A 19,201-nucleotide genomic window follows, 5' to 3' on the forward strand; every position below is an offset into this window, starting at 1 on the left:
ACGTGGATGTGCTCAAGTCGCGGGGTCTGTTGACCACCACCGCTCCGCTGCTGCGCATGCGGGCCTGATGGAAGCCTTCATGACGTCGCGTATCCCACGCCGTCATGACGGACGCTCCGTCGTCGCCACTCTTACGCAGCCATGCTTTGGGCCTGCCTCCGTTTTCCCGGCCTGGCGTTCTCCGCCGCCTTCGCCGCGGCACCGGAGGCAGGTCCCTCCGCCCTGCTGGACCACAAGGCGCGCCAGCGCCTGATTGCCGCAGCGAACACCGAGGCCTCATCACTCGGTGTTCGTCGCGGACAAAGCCTTGCCGCTGCGCGCGCCTTGTGTCCCGCTCTCGAAGTACGTCCCCGCGATCCCGACGCGGAAGAACGCCTGCTTACCGAACTGGCCGCCTGGTGCTACCAGTTCAGCGGGCATGTGAGCCTCGTACCGCCGAACGCGATCCTGATGGAAGTCGGGGCCAGCCTGCGCCTGTTCGACGGCTGGCCCGTGCTGGCTGAAAAGCTGCGCGGCGGCCTGTCCGCGCAGGGCCACGGGCATACGCTGGCGGCCACGCCGTTCGCCGCCGCCTCCTGGGTCTTCGCCGCCAGCGCGGACGGCATGGTGTTACCCGAGCATGAAGGTGTGCGGCGCATGCTGGGAGCCTTGCCACTGGCGCAGAGCGGCCTGCCCGCCGCCACCGTCACGTCGTTGCAGGCGATGGGCTTCCGCCGTCTCGCCGAGGTGCTCCGCCTGCCGCGCCCCGAACTCACCCGGCGTATCGGCCGCGACGGCGTGAACTGGCTCGACCGCGTGCAGGGACATGCTTCCGACGTGTTGCCCGCATGGCAGCCGCCGGCCAGCTTCCGGCAGAAGATCGAATTCGACGCCGAGCTGGACGGTAGCCAGCCACTGCTCTTTCCGTTGCGCCGCCTCACCCGTTCACTCGCCAACCTGCTTGCCGCGCGCGACGGCGGCGTGCAGCGCTTCACGCTCATCCTCGAGCACGCCCGCGGCGAAACCACCCAGGTCGTCGTGGCGATGGCTGCGCCACAGCGCGATGCCGAGCGATTGTTCGAACTGGCCCGCACACGGCTGGAGCGTGCTTCCCTGCCTGCTCCCGCGCGGGCGATCGAACTGGATGCCGCCGAGCTGCCGGTGTTCCGGCCGCCCGTGCGCGACCTGTTCGAACCGGTGCGCGGCGACGGCCTGGACTGGCCCACGCTCGACGAACGCCTGCGCGCCCGCCTCGGTGACGCGGCGCTGCGCCAGATCGCACTGGTTGCCGACCACCGCCCCGAATACGCCTCGCGCTATGGCAAGCCCACCGACACGGTGTCGCCGCCGCGCCGGCGCCGGCCGCTTTGGTTACTGAAGCGGCCGCAACCGATGCGACCGAAACCGGCCGCCGTGCTCGCCGGCCCCGAACGCATCGAAAGCGGCTGGTGGGACGGCGACGACACGCGCCGCGACTACTACATCGTGCGTACGGAACAGGGACAACAGGCTTGGGCCTACCTGCCGCCTGGCACATTGGAAGGATGGATGTTGCATGGCTGGTTTGCGTGACTTCCGTGCGAGCCAGACTGCTCTGTGTGTGGGAGCCGGCTATGCCGGCGATCCCGCGGCAGCGGGTACGCTTGCTGCAAGCACCCATCGCCGCTGAAGCGGCTCCCACATTTCGCTCATGAAGAAGATCGATACAACCTATCTGATTCCAGCCAACGACGATGACACCGAGGTCCCCGCCTACGCGGAACTGCACGCGCTCAGCGACTTCAGTTTCCAGCGCGGCGCTTCCAGTGCGCGGGAACTGTTCGAACGGGCGAAAGCCATCGGTTACACCGCGCTCGCCATCACCGACGAATGTTCGCTTTCCGGCATCGTGCGCGGGCTGGAGGCCTCGCTGGAAACCGGTCTCCCGCTGATCGTCGGCAGCGAGCTGCGCCTTTCCGACGGCACCGTGGTGGTCCTGCTGGTGGAAGACCGGGCGGGATACACGGAACTGTGCCGGCTGATCACGCTCGGCCGGCGGCGTGCGGCCAAGGGACGTTACGAACTCCATCGCGGCGATCTCGAAACACTTGGGCCGGGTCTTTGCCTGCTGTGGGCGCCGGGCCCCTACGCCGCCACGGAAGCGGCGACACACGAAGCGCGCGCTACCTGGGTGGCGACGCATTTCGCGGGACGCGCGTGGCTTGCCGTGGAGTTGCACCGCGGCCAGCACGATGCCGCCGAACTGGCCGCGCTGCGCCAGCTCGGCGAGCGCCACGGCCTGCCCTGCGTGGCCGCGGGCGACGTCCACATGCACCAGCGAAACCGGCGAGCGCTGCAAGACGTGATGACGGCGATCCGCATCGGCAAGCCATTGTCCGAAGCAGGCCACGCCCTTTTTCCCAACGGCGAACGCCATCTGCGCAGGCGCGAAACGATCGCCCGCATCTATCCACGCGACATCGTGGAGGAAACCCTGGCCGTCGCCGCGCGCTGCACCGGTTTCGATATCCGCAAGATCCATTACGTCTATCCGCGCGAACTGGTGCCCGAGGGCCTCGATGCCACAGCGTACCTGCGTCGGCTTACCTACGAAGGTGCCGCCCGCCGTTGGCCCGAAAGGATCGAACCCGATATCGCGGCGCGGATCGAGAAAGAACTCAACCTTATCGCCTTCAAGGAGTACGAGGCTTTCTTCCTCACCGTGCAGGACATCGTGCGCTTCGCCCGGTCGAAGGAGATCCTCTGCCAGGGTCGTGGCTCGGCGGCCAACTCGGTGGTCTGTTTCTGCCTAGGTATCACCGAGGTAAATCCCACCAACATATCGACGCTGTTCGAACGCTTCATTTCGATCGAGCGCAACGAACCGCCCGATATCGACGTCGACTTCGAACACGAGCGGCGCGAGGAAGTGTTGCAGTATGTGTTCGAAAAATACGGCCGCGAGCGCGCTGCCCTCGCCGCCACGGTCATCAGTTATCGCAGCAAGAGCGCGGCACGCGACGTGGGCCGCGCGCTGGGTCTTTCCGAAGACCAGCTCGACCAGCTCAGCCGTGCCTATTCGCATGCCCATGGCGAGGTCTCCATCGTCGAGCGCCTGACCGAGCGCGGTTTCGACGTGAGCAGTCGCACCATCCGCCAGCTCATGTTCCTGGTGGACGAATTGGTGGGCATGCCACGGCACCTCTCGCAGCACGTCGGCGGTTTCGTCATTTCCGACACGCCGCTGCACCACCTCGTACCGGTGGAAAACGCGGCGATGGACAACCGCACCATCATCCAGTGGGACAAGGACGACCTGGAAACCATGAAGCTGCTCAAGGTGGATTGCCTCGCCCTGGGCATGCTCACATGCATGCGCAAGGCGATCGACCTGCTGCGCGCGCAAGGAGGGCCGGATTACCGGCGGCTGGCCGATATCCCTCCCGACGACGAACGCACTTACGCGATGATCCAGGAGGCCGACACCATCGGCGTGTTCCAGATCGAATCGCGCGCGCAGATGTCCATGCTGCCGCGCCTGCGGCCCAGGGAGTATTACGACCTGGTGATCCAGGTGGCCATCGTGCGCCCGGGTCCCATCCAGGGCGGCATGGTCCATCCCTATCTGCAACGGCGCCAGAACAAGGAAGAGGTCGTCTACGAGAAAGGCGTGAGGCCCGTGCTGGAGCGCACGCTGGGCGTGCCCATCTTCCAGGAACAGGTCATGGCACTCCTGCAGGTGGTGGCAAATTTCACCGCCGACGAGTCCGACGACCTTCGCCGTTCCATGGCCGCGTGGAAGCGCCGGGGCGGCGTGGAGAAATTCGAACCGAGGATCCGCAGGAACATGGCGGGGAATGGCTATTCGCCCGAGTTCACCCAGCAGATCATCGACCAGATCAAGGGCTTCGGCAGCTACGGTTTTCCCGAGTCGCATGCGGCAGGCTTCGCGCTCATCGCCTATGCCTCGTCATACCTGAAATGTCATCACCCCGAAGTCTTCACCTGCGCGCTGCTCAACAGCCAGCCCATGGGCTTCTATGCACCCGCGCAACTCGTCGCCGACGCACGCCGGCACCATGTGGAAGTACGTCCACCGGACGTCACGGCCAGCCACTGGGATTGCACGCTCGAACCCATCGACCGACAACCCGGCAAGCGTGCCCTGCGTCTCGGACTGCGCCTGGTGAACGGCTTGTCCGCCACCTTGGGCGAACGCATCGTCGCCGCACGCGAAGCGGCTTCCTTCCGCGACCTTGCCGATCTCTCCCGCCGCGCGAACCTCACCCGTTTCGAACGCGAGCGCCTTGCCGACGCCGGCGCGCTTGGCGTGCTCAGCGGCCATCGTCATCGCGCACGCTGGGAAAGCTCGGGCATCGAACGCAGCCTGCCGCTCATCGATGCCGTTGCGGAAGCACGACCGGCCCTGCGTCCGCCGACCCTCGCGGAAAATGTTTTCGCCGACTATGCCACCCACGGCTTGTCGCTGGCGTCGCATCCCCTCCGGCTCATTCGCAAGAACTTGCTGTTGCGACGTGCGCGACGCGCGAGCGATCTGCAGCACGAACGCAACGGTGCCTGGCTGCGCCACGCCGGCCTGGTCACCGTGCGCCAGCGCCCGCAGACCGCCAGCGGCATCACCTTCGTCACGCTGGAAGACGAAACCGGCCAGGTCAACGTGATCGTTCGTCCCAAGGTGGCCGAAGCTTGCCGCCACGCCTTGCTGGATGCGGTATTGCTCGCCGTCGACGGGCAGTGGCAGGCCATCGACGGCGTACGCCACCTCGTGGCCAGCCGCCTGCACGACTTCAGCGACCTGCTGCCGGAACTCGGTTCCGTTTCCCGCGACTTCCATTGACGGCTTCGCCCACCGTCGGTAACGCAACGTCGTCGCTTAACGCCGCCTAATTTTCTCCTGAACGGCGGCCTAAGAATTGCTGCTTTGCGAAGACCACGACGGCCCCAAAGGCGATAGCGTCAGCACACCGCTTCCACATCCGGTCTCACCGGTGAGCGATGTCCATTGCGCCGGGCATCGCGATCTTCCCCCAAGGCGCCACCCGTTCCAGGAGATCCGTCATGCGCAATACGAAACTGATCGTCGCCATGCTCGCCGGCTGTATGGCCGTAAGTGGCGCCGCCCTCGCACAGAGCGCCGCATCGCAGAGCGCGCCCGCGCCGGCATCCACCGCCGTCACGCACATGCAAAGCGACCACGACTCCATGAAGAAGAGCGATTCGATGAATCACGGCGCCATGGGCGATTCGATGAAGTCGGACGAAGGCGCCATGAAGTCCACGCACAAGAAGCACAAGATGAAGAAGGACGGCGCAACGTCCGAGCCGGCGAAGTCCTCTACCGCAGGCATGTAACCCCGGGGATGAAGTCGCTGGGCCCCTGCCTGCGCAGGGGCACCCAGCGACTTCAACGGAAGAAAATCAGTCCACCTCGGGCAGGACGCTGATTTCCTCGTCGTCGATCGTCACCACCTGACCCGCGCGCACCTTGTACGTCTTACGCAGCTCCTGCACGCCGTCCACCGCGACCAGTCCGTCGGCCACCAGGCGCTTGCCCTCCCCTCCGCTGGCGGCAATGCCCACCAGCTTCAGCAGCAGGTTGAGTTCGACGTAGTCGCCCTCCAGGCGAAATTCGTGGAATGCCATGGATGCGCCCTCAGTAGACGATGACGGAACGGATGGACTTGCCCTCATGCATGAGGTCGAAGGCGCGATTGATGTCTTCCAGGCCCATCGTGTACGTGATCATCGGATCGATCTTGATCTCGCCGCCCATGTAGCGTTCCACGTAGCCCGGCAGCTGGCTGCGGCCCTTCACGCCACCGAACGCCGAGCCACGCCAGACGCGGCCCGTCACCAGCTGGAACGGACGCGTGCGGATTTCCTGCCCGGCACCGGCCACCCCGATGATGATCGACTCGCCCCACCCCTTGTGGCAGCACTCCAGGGCGGCGCGCATCACGTCGACGTTGCCGATGCACTCGAATGAGTAGTCGACGCCGCCATCGGTGAGGTCGACGATCACCTGTTGGATCGGCGTATCCGGGTAATCGCGCGGGTTCACGCAATCGGTGGCGCCGAGCATCCTCGCCATCTCGAACTTGGACGGATTCGTATCGACCACCACGATGCGCCCGGCCTTGGCCATCACCGCGCCCTGCACCACTGACAGGCCGATGCCGCCCATGCCGAACACCGCCACCGTGGCGCCGGGCTCCACCTTGGCGGTATTGAGCACGGCGCCGATGCCGGTCGTGATGCCACAGCCGAGGAGGCATACCTTCTCCAGCGGTGCGTCCTTGTTGATCTTCGCCAGCGAGATCTCGGGCAGCACCGTGTACTCGCTGAAGGTGCTCGTGCCCATGTAGTGCAGCAACGGCTTACCGTTGAGCGAGAAGCGCGAGGTGCCGTCCGGCATGAGACCCTTGCCTTGGGTCACGCGGATCTTCTGGCAGAGGTTGGTCTTGCCCGACCGGCAGAACTTGCACTCGCCGCATTCGGGGGTATACAGCGGAATCACGTGGTCGCCCGGCTTGAGCGAGGTGACGCCCTCGCCCACTTCCTCCACGATGCCACCGCCCTCATGGCCGAGGATCACGGGGAACGCGCCTTCCGGATCGTCGCCGGACAAGGTGTACGCGTCGGTGTGGCAGACGCCGGTGGCGACGATGCGTACCAGGACTTCGCCGGCCTTGGGGCCCTGGACGTCGATTTCCTCGATGGACAGCGGCTTTCCTGCTTCCCAGGCGACAGCAGCGCGAGACTTCATGGTGCAATTCCTCAAGACGTAAGCCACGGATTCTAGCCTGCGCGCTGGCCGGCGCAGCCATTCGTGCTCATCCGTGAACGCTCCCAAACATCCGGGGTGGTACGGAAGGCTCGCTTGAGTTAAACTAGGGTTAACGGATACCCCCCGCACGGCGAACGAAAGGCTCGGGTAAGGGTCCCACGGAGACAAGAAACGGTTCCCAGCGAAGGATTCCTTGAACCTTTTGCTTACAACCGTTGTCCAACCTTTCGATGCCTGGAAGCCCTTGTAAAACCTGGGGCCGCCCATAGAAAGGGGGCACAGGAAACTCGTTAGTTCAGAAATTCGACACGAAAACCGCGTGACGAAAGCCTAACGAACCGATTGTTCACCAAACGAAACGGACCAGTGCACCTGCGCGACTTCTCCGGAAGCTCGTCGGAGGCGTAAGGTTCCCGCCACGCCAGAGACCGGCGGCGTTGGCGACAGAGCTATAGAGACATCCGGTCTGTTGACTGGGAGACATCACATGAACGAACTGCGCAACGAATACGGCATCTCGACCTACGAATTCGCCGCCGGCGCCAACAACGACGGCAGCTTCGACCTCTTCGGGGGCGAGATGGACGGTTATGACTGGCTGGGCGAAGTGGCAAGCCGCCTGAGCGGCGACGCTGTCTAAAGGCGCGCCCGTCCCATATAGGAAGGCCCGCCTGATGGCGGGCCTTCCTTTTGTCAGGAGGCTTTCCGCGCCCTGGTTCGCGCCGCCTTCTTCGCGGCGGTTTTCCTTCCGGCCGAACCCTTCGTGCGTGCCGCCTTCTTGGCGGACGCGGAGCGACTCGACGCACTGCGCTTTGCCGCGGCCTTGTGCCCTTGCGACGACAGCGCACGCTTCGACGCCGCGGAACGGCCCTCGCGCTTCAACGCCGCGGTACTTGCCCGCGACCTTGCCGACGACTTCTTTGCCGTAGCCTTTTTCGCCGTCGACTTGCGAGCGGACGACTTGCGGGCCGACGATCCCGTGGCGCGCTTGCGGCTCGCCGATTTCTTCGCGGCGGTTCCGGATGAGCGCTTCCGGGTGGCGGCATGCGAATCCTGTGCGGCCTTCTTCTTCGTCGCCTTGCTCGCGGACTTGGATGGCTTGGCCTTGACGCCTGCGCGCCGCGCCTTCGAAAGGCCAATGGCGATAGCCTGCTTGGCGGAACGCGCGCCGTGTTTGCCTTCGCGAACGTGTTCTATTTCCTCGCGTACATACTCTCCGGCCTGGGTGGAAGCCGACTTCCCTTCGCGCTTGTCCTTTCGTGCCCTGGCAGTGGTTTTTTTCTCAGGCATGACTCGGATCTCCTATGCGGGAGTGACGGGTGTCGTCGACACCCGAGACTGCGCGGGCATTTGTGATCCGAATGTCGCCACGGCGTCGGCATTTCGCGAACGAGGTTTCGCAAACATCTGCGGGTGAATGGCGGCGCACGCCCGCTTCACGCATCGATAAGGGCACCGAGGGGTACACAGGTCGCACTGCGAATGACGCAGCATCGAGGAGTGAACCATGGACAAGAATCGCACCGAAGGCATGAAACACGAGGTCAAGGGCAGCATGAAGGAAGCGGCCGGCAAGATCACCGGCAACCACGCGAAAGAAGCGGCCGGCAATATCGAAAAGAACGCAGGCAAGGTTCAGCGCGAAGTCGGAAAAGCCGCCGACCAGGCGCGCGACAAGGATCGCCACCACTGATTCCGCCAGCGAAGACGTGACGTGCGCGGGAGCCGGCGGCTCCCGCGTCACGTTTCAGGCTGCCACGGGCACGGCCGTGCGCCGCGCGCGAAACCAGCCGCGCAGCCGGCGGTTCGCAGGTTCTGAGAAGCCGCGGGCTACCAGCCAGCCCAGTCCCCAGGAAAGCAGCACGGCAGGCGGGTACCAGATCCAGCCCCACGCCCCGTCGGTGGCCGAGAAACGCGCCAGTCCCACCAAGGCGAAAACGACGAACATGTGCGTCAGGTAGATCTCGTAGCTGGTCCGTCCCATCGCCTCGAGCCAGCCGAAGCCCCGCCAGGCTCGCCCACCTTCCGGCGAGGCGAGCACAAGGCAGACCGCGCCCATGATCAGCACGAGCAGATATCCCTCGCCGAGGGCGTGCCATAGCAACGCGCCGAAGAACATCACCATGCCGACCGCGCCGAGACCGATCGCCACCAGCGCGCCCCGGTGCCATGGCACCCCCGCCCTGCCCTTGTCCCCACCCGCCTGGCGACGGGCCGCGACAAGTGCGGCGAGAACGCCCGCCGCGATCGCACCCATGCCCGGAAGGTAGGCCTTCTCCTGCCATATTTCGTTCCCCACGATCGCGGCACGAGTGAACGGGACCGACAACACGAGCAAGGCGAGCAGAGGAACGAACCAGCGCGTGCGCCCCAGCGACAGGCACAGGAGCGGGAAGACCGCGTAGAACACTTCCTCGATCGACAGCGACCACAGAACGTCCCACCCGCCGGGCAGCCAGCCCGTGTGCCCCTCATAAAGATTGAGGGTGAAGGTGAGCGCGGAGAGCGTGGCGCCGAGCGCCGACTGGCCGCTTTTATCGATCACATAGTTGGGCACGCCGAGCGCATGCAAGACCAGCAGCACAGGCACGAGCGCGAGGAGACACGGAAGGATGCGGGCGGCGCGGCGGCCATAGAAAGCCCGCCTGTCGATGGCGCGGAGTGCACCGTCGCGCTGGAGCGTGTGGCGGGTTATGAGAAAACCCGAGATGACGAAAAAGACGAAGACCGCCTCGTAGCCGTTGTAGATAAGCCCCTTGAGCAGGGACACCGGCAGGAACTCGCCCGCCTGCGTCTTGTGCAGCGGAATGCGCAGGCCGAGGTGGTGGATGACCACGAGCAGGATGCTCGCGCCACGCAGCACGTCGATGCCGGCGCTGCGTGGGAGGCTCGATTCGGACATGGTGTCTTCCCCGGAAGATGGGGAAGCATATCGGAATCGCGGGGGCCGGCGTCCTTACGGGAACGCCGGCGAGTCGCGGTGGTATGCCTCAGCTGCAGCCGCGCACCAGCGCGATCAGGATCAGGATCGGGATGGGAACCCCGAGGATCCACAACAGCACGTACCCGATACCGCCCTTCTGCTTGCCGGGCTGCGGCGTCATTTCGTCGTTCATGCGTGTCGCTCCAGGTGGATACGGCGACGACGTTCCATGGCGGCACGTGGATCGGATGTGACAGGCGCGCCACGGCAGGTTTCGCAACGACGCCGTCTTCGCGCGTGGTGGACTATTCCGAGACCAGATCAACGGCCCTGCGCATGTCGACCCGCCGCTTTCCCGATCCGTTCGCCTTCCTTCCCGTGGATTCCCCTACCGCGAACGACATCCGTGCCTTCGACTGGGCGCATTCGCCCCTCGGGCCGGTGGAGCGATGGCCGGTCGCACTCCGCGCCATGCTGGCCACGATGTTCGACTCGCCGCAACCCATGTTCGTTTCGGCGGAGCCGGGCCGGGTCTTTTTCTTCAACGATCCTTACCGGCCGATCCTCGGCAAGAGGCTTTCCGGCGCCATCGGCAAACGCTTCGACGAGATCTGGGCCGACGTGTGGGACGACATCGCCGGGCACGTGGCACAAGCGCTGGCTGGCAAGGGCAGCACGCACCGCGACCTCCCGCTGGCAATGACGCGCCACGGATTCGTCGAGAGCACCTGGTGGACGTTCTCCTTCGCCCCCCTGCGCGACGAATGCGGCAAGGTCATCGGCATGTATGCGTTCACCAACGAGACCACGCGCGCCGTGCGCTCGGCCATGACCCTGCGCGAACTGAACGCGTCGCTCGAACGGGAAATCAGCGCACGCACGCGCGAGCGCGACCAGATCTGGGCCGTGTCGCCCGACCTGTACATCGTGATGGCACGCGACGGGCGGTACCGCAACGTCAATCCCGCCTGGCAACGCGAGCTTGGCTACGAAGCCGGCGACCTCACGAGCATGGCCTTCGGCGAGCTGGTCCATCCCGACGACCTCGACCGCGCGCGGGACGCGATGGCCCAGCTGTTGGAAGGCGATGCAGTGGAAGACCTGGAAGTACGCCTGCGCGCGAAGGACGGCGGCTATCGCTGGTTCGCCTGGACGTGCGTGCCCGACGGCGACGTCGTCTACGGCATGGGCCGCGACGTGCAGCGCCGGCGCGACATGGAAGACCAGCTGCGGCACGCGCAGAAGCTGGAAGCGCTCGGGCGGCTCACGGGCGGCATCGCGCACGACTTCAACAACATCCTCGGCGGCATCGGCGGTGCCATCGAGATCGTGAGCGAACGCATCGAGAGCGGCCGGCTGGAGAACACGCGGCGCCTGCTCGATGCCGCGCATGGCGCGGTGAACCGGGCCGCGGGCCTCACCCACCGCCTGCTCGCCTATGCCCGCCAGCAAGCCCTCTCGCTCTCCGACGTGGACGCCAACGCCATCGTTCGCGGCCTGGACCTGCTCCTGCGGCCCCTCCTTGGCGAACAGGCCGTGCTGGAACTGCACATGCAGCACGACCTGTGGCGAACGTTGTCCGATGCGAGCCAGCTCGAAAGCGCCATCCTCAACCTGGCCATCAACGCCCGCGACGCCATGCCGGAAGGCGGTACGTTGCGCATCTCCACGCGAAACGCACCGGCCCAGGACATCGGCATGGGACCGGCCGATTACGTGGTGATCGCGGTGGCCGACACGGGTACGGGCATGTCGCGGACGGTGGTGGAGAAGGCGTTCGATCCTTTCTTCACCACCAAGTCGATCGGCCAGGGCACCGGATTGGGGCTTTCCATGGTTGACGGTTTCGCCCGGCAGACGGGTGGACGGGCCATCATCGAGTCGGAGCCCGGCAAGGGAAGCACCGTGAGCCTCTGGCTGCCACGGCATGCCGGCGAGCAGGAGGCGCCGCACGCGCACATCGACCACGAGGCGTGCCACGGCGGCGGTCGCCGCGTGCTGCTGGTCGAAGATGAGCACATGCTGCGCTCGCTCGCGCGCGAAGTGCTCGAGGAGGCGGGCTACACGGTGGAGGACCACGGGGAAGCGGCCGCAGCGCTGCGCAGCCTGCGCGACGTGCCCGGACCGGACATCCTCGTGACGGACATCGGCCTTCCCGGCATGGACGGGCGGCAACTGGCGCAGGTCGCGCGCGAGGCCATGCCGGATCTGCCCGTGCTCTTCATCACCGGGTACGCCTGGGAGGCCTTCGCGGACGCCCCTCGCCTCCCGCCGAAATCGGCGATCCTGGGCAAGCCGTTTTCGCTGCACGACCTCGTGGGGTCGGTAGCGAACCTGCTCGACGGTACGAACCCGTAACGCCGGCCATCCATTCCCTTGACCGAACGGCCCCGAGACTCGAGGCGTCCCCACGGAGCGTCCGATGAATCGTTCGCGTTATTACGCCCTGATCGCTCTGATCGTCGCGCTGGTGGCCATCTTCGTGGTCGGCGCCATCCACCGTGGCGGACCCGCGGGCGACGTGCCCGACGATGGCGAGCGTGCCCCGTCGACGCGCCCGGCGGACCGCTAGGCCGGTTCGCCCTCGGTTTCCGTGGCTGGCCGCGCGCTGTCGTGGGCCGTTGCGGCGCGCTGCATGGCCACCAGGAAATCGGTGCCGTAGCGCATCACGAAAGGCGCGACCGTACCGGGCATGAAGCCGTCCGGCCATGCGGCGGTAGCGGGTTGGGACTGAACTTCGGTCGAGCGGACGAGCATGAATCGACGTGCCATGGCCTTGACGGCCCCCTGTTGGTATTCCCCCAAGACGTCGTACTAAAGCAAAACCCCAGGCACGTCAATGCCCGGGGTATCGCCGTGGCTACAGCTTCACGCGCACACCGAGCCTGTAGAAGCGCCCTATCACCCCGTTCTGCGCGTAGGTGGGGTTGTAGTTCAAGGCGGCGTAGTTCAGCGGGTCGAACGGCGCCTTCTTGTCGAACACGTTCATCACCGAACCCGTGATCGCCACCTTGTCGGTAATGTCGTAGCGGCCGGTGAGATCGAAGTCCGTGAACGACGCCATGCGGCAATCGCCCGGAACGTTAGCTCCCGTGTCGGTATTGGTCGAGAAACAACCCGTGGTGATGTCCGGAGCGGTGAGCTTGATACCGCTGGTGTAGTACAGCGTGCCGGTGATCGTGGTCTTGCCGAACTGGATGCTGTTCGCCCACGACCCGCGGTAGCGCGGCGTGCCCGCTCCCGACGAGACGCCGTACGGACCGTGCGTACCGACGAACTGGAGTTTCGTGCCGTCCTCGAGCGTGAGCCGCCAGCTGATGATCTTCGTGAGGTTGAGTTCGCTCGTGAAGTGCACGCCCTCGCTGAAGTCGTGTCCGGCCTTGAGGTTCAGATCCAGCCCCTTCGTCTCCAGCGAATCCTGGTTCACATAAGGTGAGGCGACGATCAGCGGACGCGGCAGCGCGTCCGGCGCCGCGGGGTCGGGCACGTCGGCCACGATGGCGGACGCTTCCGGTAGCGGCAGCCCTGCGTAGTAGGCGTCGAGCACCGCGCTCGGGCTCTGCTGCGCGATCACACCGGTCTTCTTGATCCGGTAGTAATCGAGCGACGCGCTGAAATCCTGCGTGGGCTGGTAGAGCACGCCGAACGTCCAGCTCTTGGACTTCTCCGGCTTCACGTCGGGATTGGCGCGGGTAAGGAACGCCAGCCCGTAAGGCTGCACATAGCCGCTGTTGTTGTGCGCGGCCTGGAAGTCCGCCGGCGGCGTGTACGTGGCGAATCCTTGCGCCTCGCTCGATCCGTTCTCGGCAAAGCTGGGCGCGCGGAAACCCTTCGAGAACGTGCCGCGGAACGCGAGTTCGTCGATCGGCTTCCACTTGATGCCGATCTTCGGCGAGAAGTTGTTGCCGAAGTCCGAGTAGTGGTCGTAACGGCCCGAGACGTTCACTTCCAGCGATTCCATGAACGGTGCGTCGAGTTCGACATACGCACCTGACACCGTACGGTCTCCCTTCACATGCGCAATGCCCAGGCCCTGCGCGCGAAGGCCGGGATTGAGGTCCGGATCGTCCTGCTCCTCGTGGCGCACGTCGATGCCGGCGGCAAGGCCCAACGCGCCACCGCCAAGATCGGCGAGCGGCCGGTTCACGCGGAAATCGAACTGCTGCAGGTCGCTGGTCGAGGTCTTCCGCAATTGTGGCGACAGCGACGCCAGCAGCGCGGGCGAGTTCGCACCGGGATCGAGGAAGTTGTAGGTGCCGTTGGTGACGACGTCGATCAAGCGGGCGTAATCGAGTAATCCGTTGAGCCGCGTATCCAGCGACGAGTGGTTGAACACCAGGGCCGTGTCGTAGCCCCAGTCGCCCCAGTAGCCGGTCAGGCCGCCGACGATGCGCAGGTTGTGGTTATCGCTTTCGCCGCTGGCCAGGGCGCTCGGAAAACCGAAGTTGATGAGCGCCGCCTTCCCTTCCGCCGCGAACGGGTTGTTGGGGTTGAGCGAGCCGTCCGGGAGGGTGGCGGGCAAGGCGATGGAGTTCGTATTGCGCGGCGTGCCGGCCTGGATCTGCGCCGGCGCACCGGGGAAGGTGGTCTTCACTTCGTAGTAGCTCGCCGACACGTAGGCCTTCGAGCGCTCGCCCACCTTGAGGGTGAAGCGTCCATAGAGACCGCGGCGATCCGTGGTCGGCTGGATGGCGGTGTACAGCGCGAAGTTCTGCGCGCAGTAGCTTCCCGGATTGGCCGGATCGTCGGTCACCAGCGTGGATCGCGGACCGCACGGAGCGAGAGGCTGGGCCACCGCGTCGGGATCGGCGACACCGGAGGTCACATCGCCGGGCCGCGAGAGCGTACCCGGCGTGACCGTTCCATAGATCGAGCCGGAGTTCTGCGAAGGCTGGCCGCCGATGAGGTTGTTGCCGCCGCTGCGGCGGATATCCGCGGTGTTGTATGGGTAGCCGCGCTGCCGAGTGAGGATGTCCTCGTCCCTTTCGTACTCGGCGCTGAGGTACGCGTTCCAGCCGTCCTTTTGCAGATCGCCGCCACCGAACAGCACCGTGGCGCGCTTGGACGTGCCACCGCCGTGTTCGGAGGTACCCACTTCGGCGCTGAATTCGGTGCCCTGGTAATCCGGCTTCAGGATGATGTTGACCACGCCCGCGATGGCGTCCGCGCCATAGAGCGACGATGCGCCGTCCTTCAGCACTTCGATCCTTTCGATGGCGTTCGAGGGGATCGTGTTGAGGTCGACGAACGATCGCTGGCCGTCGTCTGCGAGGGGATAATTCGCCGCACGCCGCCCGTCGATCAGCACCAGGGTGGAGTTGACCGTCAGGCCGCGCAACGCCACGCCCGACGAGCCGGCGGCGAAACCGGCGGTAAAGGACGCCGGGATGGAGCCGCTGTTATCGGCCGAGACCGCCCGCACCACGTCCGACACTGTGGTGAGGCCGCTTTTCTGGATCTGGTCCGCCGTAATGGTAGTGACCGGCGACGGCGTTTCCACGTCGATGCGGGGTAAGGCCGAACCGGTGACGGTCACGGTGGCAAGTTCCGTCGTCGGCTGTTGCGCTGCCTGCGCGGGTGTCTGTGCTTGCGTGGTAGGCGGCGGTGGCTGGGCGTCCTGCGCGGCAACCTGGGCGCACGCCAAGGCGGCGGCGATGGACAAAGCGAGGCCGTGGCGCCTGAGCGCCATTGGGGATGTCGGTTTCATTGTGAGTCTCCGAAGCCTTAGGGGAGTGGGGCTGGGACTTCGCGGCTCCGGGAATGGACCGGGAAAAACGCTTCATTCACAGGGACGCAAGGAAAACTTACGCCGTGTAAACAGGGCGCACCATCGGCCATTCGGAATATGTTGCGACAGGGAAAACAGGGCGCGGGTGGCACGCCCTATGCAGCGCCCTCGCGGCGCTATTCGTCGTCGGCACCGGGGTCGAACCCCTCGCGCTCCTTCATCAGCTGGCGCGCCGCCTGTATGCCGGCCTGCAAACCTTCGTCACAGGCATCCTGCTCATTGTCATGCAGGCCAGGACATAGTTTTTCCCTGACCTCTTCGCCATCCTCGCTGATGACGTACTTACCGCGCCAGCGACCTGGCTTGGCGACGTAACACGTGCCGTCCACGTCGAAGTAACCGATCTTTCGATGCGTCATGGGTGGAGTGATCCTCGGAATCCACCCCCATCCTATGCATCGCGCATCAACGCGACGTGCAGCGCTATTGGAGGCCGCTGACGGGACGCTTCGCGTTCGACTCGAACTCGCGCCAGATGCCGTCCGCGCCTTCCACCGAAACCAGCACCTGCATGCCGTTCTGCGCGCCCAACAACTTCGACTGCTGCACCGCATAGCCGATGGCGGCTACGCGCGTCTCGAAATTCTGCGTCGGCACGCCGTTCATCTGCACGTGCCAAAGGCCCGCCATGTCCGGGTGGAACGGAATGTCGTAGATCACCATGGCCATGGAAGAAGGTGGATAACCTCGCAAGGCGTAGGGCCGGTGATCCCGGGAGCGAGGGGACGCGGCTGCACCAACAGAGGCGCAAGATTATCCGTTCCCTTCCCTTCCGACAACGGAAGAAACGCATGCCTTCCTTCACGCCGGGATCACGACCGTGACTACCGTGGCTCGTCGTACGTACCGGGACTCAGATCGGTGGCGCGCCATTCCGGACGGCGTTCTCTCTCGGCGTCCAGCAAGCCCTGTCGCACGCCCTCGATGTCCCGATCGGACGTATAGACGGGCGATCCGGGCTGCTGGCGCCAGGACTCCGCGAGCGTGCCGGCATCGACGCCGTCGAAGCCGATGTCGTCCACGAGCTTCAGCACTGTCGCCTTCGCGTTGGCGTCGTCGCCCGCCACCGGCAGCGCGATCCGCGATTCGGCGCTGCCCGGTTTGCCCAGCGAACCCAGATGGTCCGCGTAGATGTTGTTGAATGCCTTGATCACCGGCCGGCCGAGACGTTCGGAAACCCACTCGCTTTCCGCCATGCCGGCCTCGATCGCGTCGATACGTCCGTCGCGCTGCTGCGGATAGTAATTGCCGGTGTCGACAACCACCGTCTCCGCCGGCACCCCGTCGAAGAGGTCGGGCGGCAGTTGTGGCACCTTCGACTCTGGAATGGTCACGATCACCACGTCGACACCGCGCACCGCTTCGCGCGCGGTCACGGCCACGGCACCGGTCTCCTGCTCGATAGCGGTAAGCGTCTCGGGGCCGCGCGAGTTGGCGATGAGAACCTCGTGGCCCACTTCACGAAAGCGGCGGGCCAGCGTATGACCGATATTTCCTGCGCCGACGATGCCTATCTTCATGGAATCGCACTCCCGAAAGGTAACCATCGCCATCTTCGCCGCCACGCGTGAACGCGGGGCGAGCGAACGGTGAGCCGACACCCGCGCATCTGCCAGAATCCGTCCATGCCCTCCCCTATCCGCGTATTCATCTTCGTCCTTCTTTCCTCGCTGCCGTGGCTGGCGCAGCACGCAGCCGCGCAGCAGGTCCCCACCACCGAGGTGCCGACACTGGAGGCGGTCACGGTCCATGGCGAGCAGCCGGGACCCGGCCTTTGGCGGATCACGCGCGGAGGGCACACCCTGTTCATCCTGGGCACCCTGGCCCCGCTGCCGAAGAACATGTCGTGGAAAACCGACGAAATCGACGCCGCCCTCGCGGGTGCGGGCGCTCTCATCACGTTGCCGCGGGTGCGGATCAAGCCGAATACCGGCTTCTTCGGACGCATCGCGCTGCTGCCCTCGTTGATCGGCGTACGCAATGCGCCGGACGGCGCGACGCTGAAGGACACGGTGCCTCCCGACGTCTACGCGCGTTGGCTCGCGGTGAAAGCGAGATATATCGGCAGCGATCGCGGCGTGGAACGCTATCGCCCCATCTTTGCCGTGCTGGAGTTGTACAAGTCGGCCGTGAAGAAGGCGGGCCTCGGTAAAACGGGCGAGATCGCCCGCACGGTGGGCGACCTCGCGCGCAAGCGAGGCGTGAAGGATGTGCCTGTGGAGTACACGTTGCTCGTGGACGATCCTCGCGCGGCTATCCGGTCGTTCAAGCACTCCACGCTCGACGATGTCTCGTGCTTCGCGCAGAGCGTCGACAATATCGATGCGCAACTCGCGGACATGACCCGGCGGGCCAACGCATGGGCCACCGGCGATATCGCCGCGCTGCGCGACGAGCGTGGCGAGCGCCAGCGTGCCGCCTGCATGAACGCGGTGACCGAAGGGGGCGTGGCGCAGCGGATCGGGCTTGCCGACGTGCCGAAGGCACTGCGCGAACGATGGCTGGCCGCCGTCGACGCCACCATGGCCAGCAACACACAAGCCGTGGCCATCGTGCCCATCGACGACCTGCTGGGCGCCGACGGCTACCTTGAGGCGCTGCGCGCGAAGGGTTATGCGGTGGCGTCGCCCGACGACCCGGGCTGAGCGGGCGGGATGCCTCGGCGGATGGCCGCCGAAAAATCTTCGTTCGGCTCCGCGGCGAGCGCACGCGATGTGACGCGCCCCCGCTTCCGCCACTCGTCGATGCCCAGACGCTTGTCCAGGGCGCCCGCATCGCGCAGGTATTCCGGAAGGTAACCCGTCAGTAGCAGCCGAAGGTCGAACGGCAAGGCTCCGTCGATACGCTTCGCCATCCGGTACACGATGGTGGTGCAGTTCGATGTCACGGTGTTGTAGAAGCGCGGCACGCGCGCGAGGTCGTTCGCCGCCTTGACGTAAGAAACGAAGAGCGAGCGCATGGCCTCAGGCGTCATGCGCAACGGGAACAGGTAGGCCTCCTCCCCGCGCACGTTGGTACGCACCCGCACGATGTCCGATTCCTCGGCGGCGATCAACACGAGTTCGAACTGGCGGAAGAAACCGCCGACCTCGGAAAACGCTTCGTCACGCTTGCGCCGAATTTCAACCGAGAACACGACGTGCCGGCCATCGTCGAAACCGAACGAGAGCATGGCATGCGCGATCGCTTTCCCAGACCAGTAGGACAGTATCGCGTCCGCGCCCGAAAGCCGTTCGAGGTCGTATTCCCGCGTCTCCCAGCGAACGTCGTAATCGTCGTCGCTATGCCATGTGAAATCCCGCACGTTGTGAAGTACGACGCGGGTTCGCTCGACTTCGCCGTGCAGCACGCGGGCAACGTCGTCTGCCCACGGGCGGTCGCTGCGCGGACGAATGGACGCCCACCAGGCAAGCAGCAAGGCATGTGCGACGGCCAGCGCAGGCAGCGCCCACGGCGAACGCCATGCCAGCCACGCGATCCATGCCACCACGCAACCCGTCATCCAGAAGCCGGCGGCGGCGAGCCGCGCCGTGCGCGGCGCGGGGAAACGGATCGCCAGCGCCAAGGCGCCCCAGGCGCCGGACACGATCAGCAACATGCCTGCGATGAGGCCGGCGGCACCGCGTACCAGCAAGCTGCGCCGGGTCATGGAGTAAGGATCATCGCGCGCGGGGAAGGGGAAGGTTCACGAACTTTCCCATGGCGTTGACGCGGGAGCAACACG

At 65.5% G+C, this 19,201-nt stretch carries 19 protein-coding genes; 8 read left to right on the forward strand and 11 right to left on the reverse strand.

The genetic code is table 11. The features are described from left to right. The first annotated feature begins 141 nt into the window (after positions 1-141). The 3 genes from ACPYOD_RS14885 (at position 142) to ACPYOD_RS14895 (ending at position 5,331) form a co-directional block, all read left to right on the forward strand. Positions 142-1,551: a Y-family DNA polymerase gene (locus ACPYOD_RS14885; protein WP_481302497.1), complete on the forward strand. Its 1,410-nt coding sequence runs from the start codon at positions 142-144 to the stop codon at positions 1,549-1,551. Between the two features lie 118 nt (positions 1,552-1,669). Beyond that, positions 1,670-4,816 carry an error-prone DNA polymerase gene (locus ACPYOD_RS14890; RefSeq protein ID WP_481302498.1) on the forward strand — a complete coding sequence of 1,049 codons (3,147 nt, stop codon included), beginning with the start codon at positions 1,670-1,672 and terminating at the stop codon, positions 4,814-4,816. A 221-nt stretch (positions 4,817-5,037) separates the two neighbouring features. Further along, a complete protein-coding gene (locus ACPYOD_RS14895) occupies positions 5,038-5,331 on the forward strand; it encodes a hypothetical protein (RefSeq protein ID WP_481302499.1) in 294 nt (97 codons plus the stop codon). Positions 5,332-5,397: 66 nt separating this feature from the next. Here the strand turns inward: ACPYOD_RS14895 and ACPYOD_RS14900 are convergent, their stop codons facing one another. Further along, complete coding sequence (locus ACPYOD_RS14900) at positions 5,398-5,622, reverse strand: RNA-binding S4 domain-containing protein (protein ID WP_481302500.1); 225 nt, start codon at positions 5,620-5,622, stop codon at positions 5,398-5,400. 10 nt (positions 5,623-5,632) lie between these two features. Beyond that, positions 5,633-6,745 (reverse strand): S-(hydroxymethyl)glutathione dehydrogenase/class III alcohol dehydrogenase, encoded by a 1,113-nt coding sequence (locus ACPYOD_RS14905; RefSeq protein ID WP_481302501.1) that lies wholly within the window; start codon positions 6,743-6,745, stop codon positions 5,633-5,635. A 508-nt stretch (positions 6,746-7,253) separates the two neighbouring features. Between ACPYOD_RS14905 and ACPYOD_RS14910 the strand changes: the two genes are divergently transcribed. Then, positions 7,254-7,406: a hypothetical protein gene (locus ACPYOD_RS14910; RefSeq protein WP_413626152.1), complete on the forward strand. Its 153-nt coding sequence runs from the start codon at positions 7,254-7,256 to the stop codon at positions 7,404-7,406. 53 nt (positions 7,407-7,459) lie between these two features. Here ACPYOD_RS14910 and ACPYOD_RS14915 read toward each other — a convergent pair whose 3' ends face one another. After that, on the reverse strand, positions 7,460-8,056 hold the full coding sequence (locus ACPYOD_RS14915; RefSeq protein ID WP_481302502.1) for a DNA-binding protein: 597 nt from the start codon (positions 8,054-8,056) through the stop codon (positions 7,460-7,462). Positions 8,057-8,273: 217 nt separating this feature from the next. Here ACPYOD_RS14915 and ACPYOD_RS14920 point away from each other — a divergent pair, with 217 nt between their 5' ends. Then, positions 8,274-8,459 (forward strand): CsbD family protein, encoded by a 186-nt coding sequence (locus ACPYOD_RS14920; protein ID WP_481302503.1) that lies wholly within the window; start codon positions 8,274-8,276, stop codon positions 8,457-8,459. Positions 8,460-8,513: 54 nt separating this feature from the next. On the opposite strand, the gene ACPYOD_RS14925 is transcribed toward ACPYOD_RS14920, so the two are convergent. Together ACPYOD_RS14925 and ACPYOD_RS14930 are read right to left on the reverse strand one after the other, a co-directional pair. Beyond that, positions 8,514-9,668 carry an acyltransferase family protein gene (locus ACPYOD_RS14925; protein ID WP_481302504.1) on the reverse strand — a complete coding sequence of 385 codons (1,155 nt, stop codon included), beginning with the start codon at positions 9,666-9,668 and terminating at the stop codon, positions 8,514-8,516. Between the two features lie 88 nt (positions 9,669-9,756). Further along, positions 9,757-9,882, reverse strand: coding sequence for a hypothetical protein (locus ACPYOD_RS14930; RefSeq protein ID WP_481302505.1), 126 nt, complete (start codon positions 9,880-9,882; stop codon positions 9,757-9,759). A 143-nt stretch (positions 9,883-10,025) separates the two neighbouring features. Here ACPYOD_RS14930 and ACPYOD_RS14935 point away from each other — a divergent pair, with 143 nt between their 5' ends. Both ACPYOD_RS14935 and ACPYOD_RS14940 read left to right on the forward strand, forming a co-directional pair. Further along, positions 10,026-12,047 carry a hybrid sensor histidine kinase/response regulator gene (locus ACPYOD_RS14935; protein ID WP_481302506.1) on the forward strand — a complete coding sequence of 674 codons (2,022 nt, stop codon included), beginning with the start codon at positions 10,026-10,028 and terminating at the stop codon, positions 12,045-12,047. Between the two features lie 64 nt (positions 12,048-12,111). Then, on the forward strand, positions 12,112-12,261 hold the full coding sequence (locus tag ACPYOD_RS14940; protein WP_481302507.1) for a hypothetical protein: 150 nt from the start codon (positions 12,112-12,114) through the stop codon (positions 12,259-12,261). Here the strand turns inward: ACPYOD_RS14940 and ACPYOD_RS14945 are convergent. The 5 genes from ACPYOD_RS14945 to ACPYOD_RS14965 form a co-directional block, all read right to left on the reverse strand. Continuing rightward, positions 12,258-12,461, reverse strand: a complete 204-nt coding sequence (locus ACPYOD_RS14945) for a hypothetical protein (protein WP_481302508.1) — start codon at positions 12,459-12,461, stop codon at positions 12,258-12,260. The genes ACPYOD_RS14940 and ACPYOD_RS14945 overlap by 4 nt on opposite strands. A gap of 88 nt (positions 12,462-12,549) precedes the next feature. Continuing rightward, positions 12,550-15,396 (reverse strand): TonB-dependent receptor plug domain-containing protein, encoded by a 2,847-nt coding sequence (locus tag ACPYOD_RS14950; RefSeq protein ID WP_481302509.1) that lies wholly within the window; start codon positions 15,394-15,396, stop codon positions 12,550-12,552. 197 nt (positions 15,397-15,593) lie between these two features. Continuing rightward, positions 15,594-15,836, reverse strand: a complete 243-nt coding sequence (locus ACPYOD_RS14955) for a hypothetical protein (RefSeq protein ID WP_481302510.1) — start codon at positions 15,834-15,836, stop codon at positions 15,594-15,596. Between the two features lie 64 nt (positions 15,837-15,900). Then, on the reverse strand, positions 15,901-16,146 hold the full coding sequence (locus ACPYOD_RS14960; RefSeq protein WP_481302511.1) for a DUF2188 domain-containing protein: 246 nt from the start codon (positions 16,144-16,146) through the stop codon (positions 15,901-15,903). A 155-nt stretch (positions 16,147-16,301) separates the two neighbouring features. Then, positions 16,302-17,030 carry an NADPH-dependent F420 reductase gene (locus ACPYOD_RS14965; protein ID WP_481302512.1) on the reverse strand — a complete coding sequence of 243 codons (729 nt, stop codon included), beginning with the start codon at positions 17,028-17,030 and terminating at the stop codon, positions 16,302-16,304. Between the two features lie 72 nt (positions 17,031-17,102). Here ACPYOD_RS14965 and ACPYOD_RS14970 point away from each other — a divergent pair, with 72 nt between their 5' ends. Then, on the forward strand, positions 17,103-18,122 hold the full coding sequence (locus ACPYOD_RS14970) for a TraB/GumN family protein (RefSeq protein WP_481302513.1): 1,020 nt from the start codon (positions 17,103-17,105) through the stop codon (positions 18,120-18,122). Here the strand turns inward: ACPYOD_RS14970 and ACPYOD_RS14975 are convergent. Further along, positions 18,089-19,126: an Lnb N-terminal periplasmic domain-containing protein gene (locus ACPYOD_RS14975; RefSeq protein ID WP_481302514.1), complete on the reverse strand. Its 1,038-nt coding sequence runs from the start codon at positions 19,124-19,126 to the stop codon at positions 18,089-18,091. The two genes, ACPYOD_RS14970 and ACPYOD_RS14975, sit on opposite strands and share 34 nt — an antisense overlap. Positions 19,127-19,201 lie beyond the last annotated feature (75 nt).

The organism is Luteibacter sp. HAY1-4A, assembly GCF_056755355.1.